The following is a 13466-nucleotide window of genomic DNA, read 5'->3' as shown; positions in this document are numbered from 1 at the left end:
GGATATCAGGCCATGTCTCTGCGTTCCTTTAAAAGGTCGCGGATTTCAGCCAGAAGCTCTTCCTGTGTGGGACCAGCCGGCGCGGGCGTCTCTTCTTTGGCCTCTTCTTCATGGCGTAACCGGCTGCTGATGACGGCAACTGTCTTAATCATAAAGAACATGCACACGCCGATAATGAGAAAATCCAATATATTTTGCAGGAAGCTGCCATAGAGTATGGCGGCTTCTTCTACTTCTACCCCGTTTACCGTGGCCGCGGGATGAATGACATACTTGAGTGTGTTGAAGCTTGCGCCGCCGGTCAGGGCGCCCAGCAGGGGCATCAGGATGTCATTGACAAGGGAAGTTACAATCTTGCTGAAAGCGCCGCCGATAATGACGCCTACAGCCATGTCGATGATGTTTCCTTTGAGGATAAATGCCTTGAATTCTTTCATTACGCTGTTAATATTGCTCATTGGTAAAGCCTCCAATCATTTGTGATAACTTAAGTTTACACGAAATGTCCTTATTCTTCAAGAGACAGGCGCCAGATAGGTGAGATTTCCCGGCTTTACATTGGCTGTGGCGGGTGCTAAAATAGACTGGACATAGAGCAAACGGTATTTGACAATCGAGGTATGAATCATGGAGACAAAAAGAGTTATGATAGAGGACAGGAACCATATAAAGGATGAGGAACTGGGGGAGGCAGCCGGTATACTGCGTTCAGGGGGCCTGGTGGCATTTCCCACGGAGACCGTATACGGTCTGGGCGGCAATGCCCTGGACGAGGATGCGGCAGGGAAAATTTACGCCGCAAAAGGAAGGCCCTCGGATAATCCTCTTATTGCCCATGTATCCTGCATGGAGGAGGTAGCGCCTCTTGTAAAGGAGATCCCGGAGGCAGGCAGGAAGCTGATGGAGGCTTTCTGGCCAGGTCCCCTGACCATGATATTTCCCAAGAGTGACAAGGTCCCCTATGGCACAACAGGCGGTCTGGATACCGTGGCAATTCGTATGCCGGACGACCCGGTGGCAAACCGGCTTATTGCTCTGGCCGGAGTGCCCGTGGCCGCGCCCAGCGCCAATACATCCGGCCGTCCAAGTCCCACTACGGCCGACCATGTATGGCAGGATATGAACGGCAGGATTGAGATGATTATAGACGGAGGTCCCGTGGGAATCGGGGTGGAGTCCACCATTGTGGATGTTTCATCCGAGGTACCGGCTGTTCTGAGACCGGGGGCCATCACCATGGAAATGCTTGAGGCGGTGCTGGGGGATGTGAGCGTGGACCCGGCTATCCTGGGCCCTCTTTCTGCGGATGTCAGGCCAAAGGCGCCGGGAATGAAGTATAAGCATTATGCGCCTAAGGCCGACCTTACACTGGTGGAGCCGGAGGACGTTGACCGGGAAAATGGACTGGATGAGAAACAGCTTCAGGCCATGATTGGCAAGGTGCGGGAGCTTTCCCGCGGGAAGATTGAGGCCGGCTGCAGGGTGGGAGTCATCTGTACGGACGAGTCCAGGCATTGCTATACAGACGGCGCGGTACGCAGCATAGGCGAACGAAAAAGCCAGGCATCTGTGGCCCATAACCTTTACGCTCTGCTCAGGGAGTTTGATGATTTGGGAGTGGACTACATATTTTCGGAGAGCTTCCCGAAAGACCACCTGGGACAGGCCATCATGAACCGTCTTTCCAAGGCAGCGGGATATAAGATTGTGAAGGTGTAATGCGTCAGGCAGGAGGAGATATGGAAAAACAGACCTTAGGGGAGATTGTGTCCCAGAAGCTTTTGGAGATGATACAAAAGGATGGCTATACGGCAGGAGATAAGCTTCCCACGGAAGCCGAGCTGGTGGAACTTCTGGGGGTTGGCCGCAACACGGTGCGGGAAGCCCTTAGAATCCTTATGTCCAGAAATATCGTTACCATACGCCAGGGTTCAGGTACCTTTATTTCAGATAAAAACGGTGTATCCGATGACCCCCTGGGGTTTGCCATGATAGAGGACCGGAGAAAACTGACAGAGGATCTGATTCAGGTGCGTGTTATGCTGGAACCTCCCATTGCGGCTCTGGCAGCCCAGAACGCTGCAGAGGAGGACATCCGCGAGCTGGAGAACATCCTTCTGGGCCTGGAGGAGCAGATGATGCGCAGGGAAGACTATTCGGACAAGGATTCGCAGTTTCATGCCCAGATTGCAAATTGTTCCCATAATCTGGTCATGACTAACCTGGTGCCGGTAATCACAGACGGCGTCCGTGTATTTGCCGGCGCTGTTCAGGAAACAGAGTATGAGCAGACCCTTAAATCCCATCGCAGGATATTTGAGGCCATCCGGGACAGGAAACCCGTGGAGGCGCAGCAGGCTATGTATTTCCATCTGATGTATAATGACAACCGGTATAAAGGCGAAATGCGGGATGGGAAGCAGGGAATAAGGATTGAGGAATAATGAAAAGCAGGGAATAGAATTGATGCTGAGACGCCTCGGGTACGGCCCTCAGAATGATTTACCATGAAAAGACCGGACATCCGGTCTTTTTTAAGGTGCGGTTTTCTGATGAGGATAAATTTTCTGGTGGAATGGAAGCTACAGAGTATTCATCCTATAAATATTTGCGTTCTTAAGGATTTTGTATTGACTATATTCATCAAATGTGGTAAAAATAAAATATATTCATAGGATGAATTTGCGATAATCCTTCAGGAGGAAAACGGCATGAAACAACTGTATGATGTAATCATTATCGGCGGCGGCGTGGTGGGCAGCGCCATTGCCAGGGAAATGTCCAGGTACCGTTTGAAAATAGGCGTGTTGGAAAAGAATCTGGATGTATGTTATGAGACCAGCGGCAGAAATTCCGGCGTGGTCCATGGCGGATTTGCCTATGACACAGGCTCACTGAAGGCCAGACTCTGTGTGGAAGGCAATCGATTCATGGAACAACTGGCCGAGGAACTGGATTTTAAGTTCATCCGCTGCGGTAAGGTGCTGGTGGGCAATACGGCGGAGGATATGGAAACCCTGAAACGGACCATCCGGCAGGGGGAAGAAAATGGGGCTGCGGGGCTGGAGCTCATTGGAAAAGAGCGGCTTCATCAACTGGTTCCGGCTGTGGCAGGGGAATTTGCCATGTTTTCGGCTAACAGCGGAATCGTGGACCCATTTAATTATACCGTAGCTCTGGCTGAGAATGCACATGCCAACGGGGCAGCGTATTATTTTGACCATGAAGTGACAGGAATACGGCGGGACAGCCAGGGCAATTATATTCTTATGACGCCAAACGGCGAATTCCATACCCGGTGGGTCGTGAACAGTGCCGGACTGGGCTGCGGTAAAATATCCGGTATGCTGGGTATCCGCGGATATAAGGTGATTGGTTCCAAGGGAGATTACATTATTCTGGACAAGCGCACAGGACCGCTTCTCCCCATGCCTGTATATCCGGTTCCCAGCAATACTTACATGGGAATCCATGTGACCAACACCACAGACGGCAATGTCATTATTGGTCCCAACGCGGAGATGGTAACGGATTTTACATACTATGGCGTCCCGCAGGAAAATATGGATTACCTGGCTAAGAGTGCCTCAGACCTGTGGCCCTGTATCCATAAAAAGGATTATATCCGCAGCTATTCCGGTATTCTGCCTAAATGGGTGGATGAGAACGGTGTTATACAGGATTTTAAGATAGAGATAAGGGATGACATTGCGCCCCGCGCCATTAATCTGGTGGGCATTGAGTCTCCGGGTCTTACGGCGGCAGTCCCCATTGCCCGTCATGCGGTCTGTCTTATGGAAGAAAGGGAGAAGCTGACGCCCAATCCGGAGTTTAATCCTGTGAGAAAAGGAATTCCTCGTTTTGCGGAGATGACAAAAGAGGAACAGGAACAGATGATAAGGCAGAATCCTGATTACGGCCAGGTCGTCTGCCGGTGCGAAAAGGTAACCAGGGCGGAAATCCTGGCAGCCATCCATAATCCACTGGGGGTTGACACCATGGCAGGGATTAAATACAGGACCCGTTCCATGATGGGGCGGTGCCAGGGAGGATACTGCCAGATGCGTATTGCGCAGATGATAGAAGAGGAATCGGGAAAAAAGGAAACAGAAGTAAGGTATGCAAGAAAAGATTCACAGATGTTTTTCGGCAGAGTGCGGGAGGAGGTGTAGGGAATGGAGATTGACGTTCTCATTGTTGGCGGCGGACCGGCGGGACTGGCTGCGGCTGTCCGGTTATACAGGAAGGGAATACATAACATATTGATTGTGGAACGGGAAAAACAGTTGGGAGGAATACTCAGGCAGTGCATCCATGATGGCTTTGGGCTGACCCGTTTTAAAACCACATTGAGCGGGCCGGAATATGCCCAGAGATTTATCGATGAGGTGGAAGAATCAGGAATTCCTTATATCACGGACGCAACCGTGCTGGAGGTGACAGAAGACAGGACTGTGACCGCAGCGACACGCCAGGGGCTTAAGGTGTGGAAGGCCAGGTCCGTCATCCTTACCATGGGATGCAGGGAACGGACCAGAGGCGCTTTGGGAATTCCGGGTGAGCGGCCGGCCGGTGTGTTTACGGCCGGGGTTGCCCAGGCTTATATTAACCTCTGCAATGTAATGCCCGCAAAGGAAGTGGTCATCCTGGGATCCGGGGACATCGGCATGATTATGGCCCGCAGGCTTACGCTGGAAGGCGCCCATGTCCAGGCCGTGTTTGAGATCCAGCCATATCCCAGCGGTCTGCCCCGCAATGTGGAGCAGTGCCTGAATGATTACGGCATTCCGCTGTACCTGAGCCATACGGTAACGGCTGTCCACGGGGACAACCGCCTGACAGGCGTCACGGTGTCACGGGTGGATGAACACTTAAGACCCGTTCCGGGAACAGAAAAGGAATACAAGTGTGACACCCTGATACTTTCCGTGGGCCTGATTCCCGAAAATGAACTTTCTCTGGACGCTGGTGTTACCCTGGATGACAGGACAAAAGGCGCTGTGGTGGATGAACATTTCCAGACGGATGTGGAGGGGATTTTTGCTGCGGGAAACGTGCTCCATGTCCATGATTTAGTGGACTTTGTTTCCATGGAAGCAGAGAGCCTGGCGGATTCAGCTGCGGAATATGTGCAGAACGGATGCCTTACCCCCTGTCCCATCGAAATAGAAACGGACAGCCATATTAACCACACTGTTCCCCAGAGAGTGAGCGGCACAAGGGATTTTAAGCTGTCCCTGAGGGTAAACAGTCCCTTGAAGGAATGCCGCATTGAGGTAAGGCAGGACGGTGTATTGGTGGCGTCAAAGAAAATGAAGAAGGCAATACCGGCCGAGATGATTGAACTTACCGTTAAGGCTGATAAACTGGTGTCCCTGAGCCGGCTGGAGGTGAGCGCTGAATGTTGAGAGAATATACATGTATCATCTGCCCCAACGGATGTGATATAAGGGCGCAGATTGAGGAGAGGGAAGACGGAACCAGACGGATTTGCTCCGTGGAGGGCGCCGCGTGCCCAAAGGGCAGGGCGTATGTGGAGCAGGAAGTGACGGCCCCCCAGAGAAATATTGCCACATCTGTATTGGTAAAGGGCGGTATACTACCCCTGGCCAGTGTGAGGCTGACAAACCCCATCCCACGGGACCGGATTTTCGATGCAATGGATGAGATAAAAAAATGTACACTGACCGCCCCTGTGAAAGCGGGAACCGTTGTCATACCGCATCTGCTGGGGTATGACGCGGATGTGATTGTGACTAAGCCGGTGCCGGAAAATGGATGCAGGTAAAGTTGGGACTGATGAAAAATAAAGAAGAGTCTGCCATTGTTTTTTAATGGCATTCTCCTCTTTATTTACAATATTATTATTTCAATCCTCAGGAATTTTCCTGACGAGCCAATTGTAACATATAGGATATTTGATCTTTGGTCTATCCCTTTTGGCATTGCTTACATTCGTTTTTACGTTTTGTAAGTAGCTACATAGAAAAACCACCCTGATACTTGGCAGTTGAGTGGGTGGTATTTCTATCTTCATATTCAGCCAACCCCTTGTGGGCGGTTGCTTCTTTTTAGGTTTATATAATAACAGATTTTGGTAATTTATTCAAGGTTTTTCTAATATTGAGTTTCGGTTTATTGATGATAGTTCTGTAATCAAATATACTTAAAGCGTATTTAAATTGTACAATGTCTGCTTTACAATGATTAACATTATCCTATAACCCTAAGAAACCAGTACGAAAATACAGTTTATATTTATGCTTCTAAAGACTCACAAAAGTTTACATTACTCAATAAAGGCCAATATACAGGAACACCTCCTTAACCTGACGGGCGGTCTGCTATATAAAGTTTTTTAAAATTACTAGATTCCGAACTCCTTAAACAACTGTTCCTGATACGTCCTATCCGATGCTGCCCGGATGATGTCGTCCGCCCTTCCAGCGTCTGCCAGCTTTACAATCAGTGCATTTGCGCGCCCCAGCCCCTGCTGGACGCCTTTCTCAATTCCCTTTTCTATCCCCTTTTCCATACCGTCTTCAAACAGCATTTGACCTAAAACAGTCATTCCAATCCTCTCCTTTATCATCTTTAATTCATCTCTGTCCAAAAATTTTACCGCCAGCGCATACAGCACTGACTGCATCCTTTTTCGGTCCTCATCCCCTGCCTTAAGTTCCTCACACTGGAGAATCTCCATGCCCTGGTAAATCCGCTGGCTCATTTCCATCTTTCCCGACATCAGGGGGGTCAGAAGCAGGGGAAATACATTATGGCGTCTCAGTATCTTGCCCCGGTTGATTTTCCGCCTCAGCTTTTCAAAGACCTTGTCCGCGTTCCTGTCCCTCAGCCGCACCACTTCTACTCTGTACACGTTCATTCCGTTGACCAGTTCCTTTTTCAGGATTTTTACCCGGGATGTGCATATCACAGTTGTGGCGACCGGAACATCATATGTAAGCCCTATGTAAGCCTCATATTCACGGAACCGTCTTAAGTCCTTTTCCCGAATGCGGTCGCTCTCAAATTCCAGATGTCTCCAGGAACCGTCCTTCATGATGAAATTGAAGTCTTCTTCCAGCCTGCGCATCTCCAGATGGACATGCTCTGTAGGCGCCACGCGGGCTATCCGGCCCTTTACACCTGCATAGGGAAGCAGATCTTCCCCGAAAAACTGTGCCGCTGTTTTCATTACCTTGTCCTCCAGCTGGCTGAACCCGCTGGCCCCTGCTGATTCCTGTTCACGCAGGTATGTTCCTCCCATACAGCCTCCTTTTCCGGCAAGCCATATAAGAACCTATCCCCATTATAGCGTTTTCTGATAAACCAGACAATAGCTCCTTTGCCTTTTGATGAATTAATGGTGTGATTTAAACGTGGAAATCATTGCCCGACTCATGTGGGGCAGAATGTTTAGATAAATCTTTAAGATTCAGATATTTTCAGATATCGTAAAAGATATAGGATAATGAGCGATAGTTACTTATATTCCGCTACCGTCCGGTTGTTATAATATAGCATTTATCCCGGAAAAAGGCAAGGTCCCATAGAGTGGCCAATGCCAAGATTTGCTCAACTCTGTTGATTAAATATGCCCGGAATGTTATAATCCATTCACAGACAGAGGAAAATATAAGCAGCAATCAAGCAGCCGTTCCTGAATGTCCAAACAGGAGGCGTATACAGCGGACTCATCGGGGGAGGGGGATGCTGCGCGTGTGCAGAGACAGCCAGGGACTGCGAACAGGATAAAAGGAGGAAAAAAGATGACCGGAAAACGTGCGGATTATATAACGTGGGATGAATATTTTATGGGGGTGGCCCTGTTGTCGGGAAAACGTTCCAAGGACCCCAGCACTCAGGTGGGAGCTTGTATCGTCAGCCAGGACAATAAGATTCTGTCCATGGGATATAATGGATTCCCAAAAGGGTGTTCGGATGACGAATTTCCCTGGGGCAAGGAAAATGAGAAGGAGGACCCCTACAATTCCAAATATTTCTACTCCACACACAGCGAATTAAATGCTATCCTTAATTACAGAGGTGGAAGTCTGGAGGGAAGCAAGCTCTACGTGACCCTGTTTCCCTGTAATGAGTGCGCCAAGGCCATTATACAGGCAGGAATCAGGACCATTGTATACAGGGAAGACAAATATGCGGACACGCCGGCGGTGAAGGCGTCCAAGCGCATGCTGAATGCGGCGGGAGTGCGCTATTACCAGTACCAGTCCACAGGCCATAAAATCGAGCTAGAGGTATAGTCTCATGAAGATACTGCTGACGGCTGTCAATGCGAAATATATACATTCCAATCTGGGAATTTACAGCCTGAAGGCCTACGCGGACCAGATATTGGGGGCGGGTGAAGCGGGCGGCAGGAATGACCGGGCAATAAAACGGGAAACCGGGACATGCCGGGAGGGCCCTGCAGAGCCGTTTATTGAGCTGGCCGAGTACACCATCAACCACCAGCCGGACCTGATTCTTCAGGATATATTCAGTAGAGAACCGGATGTGATTGCCTTTTCCTGTTATATCTGGAATATAGAATACATCAGATACCTGGTGGCGGATTTGGGGAAAATACTGCCGGATGTTCCCATATGGCTGGGAGGCCCGGAGGTGTCCTTTGACGCGGCTAAAGTGCTTCGGGAGCTGCCGGAGGTAACAGGCATTATGAAGGGGGAGGGGGAGGAGACCTTTGCACAGCTGGCCGGATATTATGTGGATAAGCGGTGCGAAAAGAGGGTGGGCGGTGGAAAACGTCTGCCGGAGAGACAGGCCGGTCTGAAAGATATACCCGGGCTTTCCTTTCGCCTCCCCGACGGTTCATTGGCAGATACCGGTGTCCGCCAGGCCATGGATATGAGCCGGATACCGTTTCCTTATAAAAATATGGATATAAAGGATTTGGAGCACCGCATCATATATTACGAGAGCAGCCGGGGCTGCCCCTTCTCCTGCAGTTACTGCCTGTCCTCCATTGATAAGAGCGTACGGTTCAGAAGCCTGGAACTGGTCCTTGATGAGCTGGCCTATTTCCTTGCGGCCGGAGTGTCTCAGGTAAAGTTTGTGGACAGGACCTTTAACTGCAATAAAAAACATGCCATGGCCATTTGGAAGTTTATACAAAGTCAGGACAACGGAGTCACTAATTTTCATTTTGAGATTGCCGCTGATTTGCTGGACCAGGAGGAAATGGAGCTTTTGGGCCAGATGCGTCCCGGACTGATCCAGCTGGAGATTGGCGTCCAGTCCACCAATCCGGACACGCTTAAGGCCATACGCCGCAAGACTGACATAGACGAGATACGCCGTATTACCGGCACAATTAATAAAGGGCATAACGTCCATCAGCATCTGGACTTGATTGCGGGGCTGCCGAGTGAGAATCTGGAATGCTTCCGCCATTCATTCAATCAGGTGTATTCCATGGAGCCGGAGCAGCTTCAGCTGGGCTTCCTGAAAGTACTGAAAGGTTCTTATATGGAAGAAATGGCGCCGTCCTATGGTCTCTGCTATTCCTCCAGGCCGCCCTATGAGGTCCTGTCCACCCGCTGGCTGTCCTACAGAGACATCCTGGAGCTAAAGGGAGTGGAGGATATGACAGAGGTGTATTATAACAGCAGGCAGTTCGTCCATACCCTGGCCGAGCTTGCGGGAGCATACGGTTCGCCTTATGAAATGTTTCTGGATATGGCTGCATTTTACCGGGAGAACCATCTCACCGGCATCAGCCACAGCAGGATAGCCAGATATGAGATACTGTACAGCATCATAGCCGGACATGGGGCTGCGGGGATGGATGCCTCTGTCATGGAACGGTTCAGGGACCTTCTCATGTATGACTTATATCTCAGGGAAAATGTAAAAAGCCGTCCCTCCTTTGCCCGGGACCAAAGCCCCTATAAACAGGCTGTCCGGCAGTTTTTTCAAAGGGAGGAGGAATCCCCCCTGTATCTTACGGATTATGAAGGGTATGATTCCAGGCAGATGAGTAAGATGGCCCATATTGAGGCCATGGGAGACGGAACCCTGGTGCTGTTTGACTACAGGCACAGGGACCCGCTGACGTACAATGCAAGGGCGGTCAGGATCAGGTGATGGACCTTGCATTGTTGTAAATACAACAAAAACGTTGTGATGAAAGGATTGGATATATGCCGCAGAAAACCATTTTGAAGCGACCTGAGACTGGAAGAAAAGCCGTCAGGGAAACAAAAGCAGAACTCACCGCCCGTATTGACCGTATCCTGTCTGCACTGGACAGGGAATACGGTACGCAGTACCGCTGTTATCTGAATCACGAGACTCCCTGGCAGCTGCTGATTGCGGTCATTATGAGCGCCCAGTGCACGGATGCCAGGGTAAATATTGTGACAGCTGACTTGTTTCAAAAGTATGATACACTGGAAAAGTTTGCTATGGCGGATTTAAAGGAGCTGGAGCAGGATATCCATTCCATTGGGTTTTATCACATGAAAGCTAAGAATATCATTGCCTGCTGCCGGGACCTGGTGGAACGGTTCGGCGGAGAGGTGCCAAAAACCATAGAGGAGCTTACCTCCCTTGCCGGCGTGGGACGTAAGACAGCCAATGTCATACGCGGGAACATATACAACGAGCCCAGTATTGTGGTGGATACTCATGTAAAGCGCATTTCCAGGAAGCTGGGCCTTACAAAAGAGGAGGATCCCGAGAAGATAGAGTATGCTCTGATGAAGGTGCTGCCAAAGGACCACTGGATTCTGTGGAACATACATATCATCACCCTGGGGCGTACCATTTGCGTTGCGAGGCGCCCTAAATGCTGTGAATGCTTTCTGCGGGAGGAATGTCCGGGCAGGGAGGCGTAAGATTTTATAAATTTTTTCTCCCTGCCAGCCGTCCGCCCTACCTACGGCTCTGGTACTCAGAGGGAGATTTTCCATAATATCGTTTGAATGCGGCGCTGAAATAGGCCGCATTTTCATATCCTACCCTGGATGAAATCTCATACATTTTCATGTTGGTATTCTCAAGCAGTCCCCTGGCTTTTTCCATCCGTTTTCCTGCAGCAAGGGGGAAGTACATGTGCTGGCCGGGGAGAACGGGGCCGGAAAGAGTACCATACTTAAGATTCTTGCGGGAATCCATCAGGCGGATGAAGGGGAGATTTATTTTCATGGTAAAAAGGTGGAAATCCGGAATCCTGAGCAGTCCCAGAAACTGGGAATTGCCATGGTGTTCCAGGAGCTGACGCTGGTGGGGGAAATGACGGTCTGGGAAAATATCTATTTAAACCAGGAGCCGGTTACCCGTCTGGGAAGAATCAACAGAAGGGAAATCAAAAAGCGCATTCTGGACGTTATGGACCGCTATGGAATCCACATTGATCCGGATGCCACTGTAGGCAGCCTGCCGGTGGCTGAACAGCAGATGGCGGAAATCCTTAAGATTCTGGTCAGGGACCCGGAACTGATTATTCTGGACGAGCCGACTTCCGCATTGGCGAAAAAGGAGGTAAAGCAGCTGTATCAGATTATCCACAATCTGATTGCGGACGGAAAGACAATTATTTTCATTTCCCACCGTCTGGAGGAGCTGTTTGAGCTGGGCCACCGGATTACTGTATTCAAGGACGGATGTTATATTGGGACCAGGAACATGAACGAGATAAATGAGGATGATTTGATACGCATGATGGTGGGGCGTTCCCTGAATCATGTATTCCCTCCGTCTGTATGCCAGGCAGACCACAGCCAGGTCATATTTGAGGTAAAAAACCTGGCGGATGCGGACCATAAGCTGAACCACGTCAGCTTCCAGGTACATAAAGGAGAGATACTGGGGGTGGCCGGACTGCAGGGACACGGACAGACAGAACTGCTCAATGCTGTCAGCGGACTCTATCCCCTGTCTGAGGGAGAGATTATTGTAAATGGAAAACGGGTGGGAATAAAGAACGCGGGACAGGCCATTGCAAACGGAATTGCCCTGGTGCCCTCCGACCGGAAGAACCAGGGCCTGATGCTGGAGCTTTCCAACCGTCACAACCTGTCCATTTCCAGTATGAAAAAGCGCATGAAGGGATGTTTCATAGACAAAAAGGCGGAACAGGCATTCAGCGAGTCCATGGTGTCAAAGCTCTCCATTAAAATGGGAGGGCTGGACCTGCCTGTATCCAGTCTCTCAGGGGGAAACCAGCAGAAGGTGGTTCTTGGCAAGGAGCTGGCCACGGAGCCCAGGGTGATTCTCTTTGACGAGCCTACCCGCGGCATTGATGTGGAAGCCAAACGGGAATTCTATCAAATCATGCACGGCCTGGCGGCCCAGGGCGTGGCGGTAGTTATGAACTCCAGCGACATGCTGGAGGTAATCGGCATGAGCAGCCGGGTGATTGTCATGTACGAGGGAAGGATATCCGGTATCCTGGAGAAGGAAGATCTGACAGAAGAACGAATCATGCAGCTGGGCATGGGGCTGGGAAAGAACAGGAAGGAAGGTGAGGAAGGGTGAAGAACAGGATGAATAAGAATTTCTGGCACAAACACGGTCATACGGTCATCATATATGTATTCCTGGCAGCTCTCATGGTTTTTGTAAGCATATTTAATAAGGACTTTTTTACTCTGGGGAATTTCAAGAATCTTCTGCGTTCTTCCTTTCCGCTACTGATGGCTGCCCTGGGGCAGACGCTGATTATTCTCACGGGAGGTATTGACTTGTCCCTGGGAGGAATCGTGGCCCTGTGCAACGTGGTCTGCGTCCTGTCCATGAACCCGGACTCTGCCTGGGGGTTTGTTCCTGCCCTGGGGGCAGCGGCAGCGGTGGGGCTGGCCTGCGGGGCTGCAAACGGTGTTCTCGTCACCAAAGGGCGTCTGGCCCCCATCATTGTAACCATAGCAACCACAGCCGTATTTGACGGCATGGCTTTACTGCTCATGCCCAATCCGGGGGGAAGTGTACATAAGGCTTTTGCCAAATTCCTGACCCGGGGATATTCCGGCGCGGCTCCCTTTCTTCTTTTTATCCTCATCCTCTGTCTGGCGAGACGTCTTGCCAACAGCACGCCCTACGGCAAGGCATTGAGGGCCATTGGGGGCAGTGAAAATGCGGCCTACTCCACAGGCATCCGGGTGGGAAAGATAAAATTCCGGGCCTATTGTCTGGCCGGACTCCTGTGCGCGGTGGCCGGAATATTCTTAAGCGCCCAGATGAATTCCGCCGATGCGACTATAGGCAAAAATTACGCCATGAACGCCATCACCGCCACGGTGGTGGGCGGAACCGCCATGACAGGCGCGGTGGGGGACCCGCTGGGGACCATAGCAGGCGTGTTCATCATTTCCATCATAAATAATATGCTGAACCTGTTTGGCGTTTCTTCATTTTACCAGTTCATATGCCAGGGCCTGATACTGATTGCAGCCCTGTCGCTCAGCGCGCTGCATAAGAGGCGTTAGGGACTGTGGGGACTTATT

General features: G+C 50.5%; 12 protein-coding genes and 1 pseudogene. 10 read left to right on the top strand and 3 right to left on the bottom strand.

Annotated elements, in window-relative coordinates:
• Positions 1–5: 5 nt before the first annotated feature.
• On the bottom strand, positions 6–458 hold the full coding sequence (gene mscL, locus LA360_RS15850; protein WP_022202076.1) for a large-conductance mechanosensitive channel protein MscL: 453 nt from the start codon (positions 456–458) through the stop codon (positions 6–8).
• A 169-nt stretch (positions 459–627) separates the two neighbouring features.
• Between mscL and LA360_RS15845 the strand changes: the two genes are divergently transcribed.
• From LA360_RS15845 to LA360_RS15825, 5 genes are all read left to right on the top strand, one after another.
• Positions 628–1719, top strand: coding sequence for an L-threonylcarbamoyladenylate synthase (locus tag LA360_RS15845; RefSeq protein WP_022202075.1), 1092 nt, complete (start codon positions 628–630; stop codon positions 1717–1719).
• 20 nt (positions 1720–1739) lie between these two features.
• Complete coding sequence (locus LA360_RS15840; RefSeq protein WP_022202074.1) at positions 1740–2444, top strand: FadR/GntR family transcriptional regulator; 705 nt, start codon at positions 1740–1742, stop codon at positions 2442–2444.
• Between the two features lie 267 nt (positions 2445–2711).
• Positions 2712–4172 carry an NAD(P)/FAD-dependent oxidoreductase gene (locus tag LA360_RS15835; RefSeq protein WP_057571912.1) on the top strand — a complete coding sequence of 487 codons (1461 nt, stop codon included), beginning with the start codon at positions 2712–2714 and terminating at the stop codon, positions 4170–4172.
• Between the two features lie 3 nt (positions 4173–4175).
• Positions 4176–5408, top strand: a complete 1233-nt coding sequence (locus LA360_RS15830; protein ID WP_057571911.1) for an NAD(P)/FAD-dependent oxidoreductase — start codon at positions 4176–4178, stop codon at positions 5406–5408.
• Positions 5402–5788 (top strand): DUF1667 domain-containing protein, encoded by a 387-nt coding sequence (locus LA360_RS15825; protein WP_002587268.1) that lies wholly within the window; start codon positions 5402–5404, stop codon positions 5786–5788. The genes LA360_RS15830 and LA360_RS15825 overlap by 7 nt, the downstream gene beginning before the upstream one ends.
• A 579-nt stretch (positions 5789–6367) precedes the next feature.
• Here LA360_RS15825 and LA360_RS15820 read toward each other — a convergent pair.
• Positions 6368–7267 carry a hypothetical protein gene (locus tag LA360_RS15820; protein WP_174713914.1) on the bottom strand — a complete coding sequence of 300 codons (900 nt, stop codon included), beginning with the start codon at positions 7265–7267 and terminating at the stop codon, positions 6368–6370.
• A 502-nt stretch (positions 7268–7769) separates the two neighbouring features.
• Here LA360_RS15820 and LA360_RS15815 point away from each other — a divergent pair.
• The 3 genes from LA360_RS15815 to nth are packed head-to-tail and all read left to right on the top strand — an operon-like array spanning position 7770 to position 10859.
• Entirely contained in the window at positions 7770–8264 is a 495-nt protein-coding gene (locus LA360_RS15815; protein ID WP_002587272.1) for a deoxycytidylate deaminase, read from the top strand.
• Positions 8265–8268: 4 nt separating this feature from the next.
• Positions 8269–10107: a B12-binding domain-containing radical SAM protein gene (locus tag LA360_RS15810; RefSeq protein ID WP_112481765.1), complete on the top strand. Its 1839-nt coding sequence runs from the start codon at positions 8269–8271 to the stop codon at positions 10105–10107.
• A gap of 56 nt (positions 10108–10163) precedes the next feature.
• Complete coding sequence (nth, locus tag LA360_RS15805; protein ID WP_022202070.1) at positions 10164–10859, top strand: endonuclease III; 696 nt, start codon at positions 10164–10166, stop codon at positions 10857–10859.
• A gap of 37 nt (positions 10860–10896) precedes the next feature.
• On the opposite strand, the pseudogene LA360_RS15800 reads toward nth, so the two are convergent.
• Positions 10897–11049, bottom strand: a pseudogene (locus tag LA360_RS15800) (helix-turn-helix domain-containing protein); the annotation flags it as partial.
• A gap of 27 nt (positions 11050–11076) precedes the next feature.
• Here LA360_RS15800 and LA360_RS15795 point away from each other — a divergent pair.
• Positions 11077–12501, top strand: coding sequence for a sugar ABC transporter ATP-binding protein (locus LA360_RS15795; protein WP_242857889.1), 1425 nt, complete (start codon positions 11077–11079; stop codon positions 12499–12501).
• 8 nt (positions 12502–12509) lie between these two features.
• A complete protein-coding gene (locus LA360_RS15790; RefSeq protein WP_057571915.1) occupies positions 12510–13448 on the top strand; it encodes an ABC transporter permease in 939 nt (312 codons plus the stop codon).
• Positions 13449–13466: the final 18 nt, after the last annotated feature.

The organism is Enterocloster clostridioformis (genome assembly GCF_020297485.1).
In the GTDB taxonomy this organism is placed as follows: domain Bacteria; phylum Bacillota; class Clostridia; order Lachnospirales; family Lachnospiraceae; genus Enterocloster; species Enterocloster clostridioformis.
This window is presented reverse-complemented; position numbering and strand designations above follow the sequence as displayed.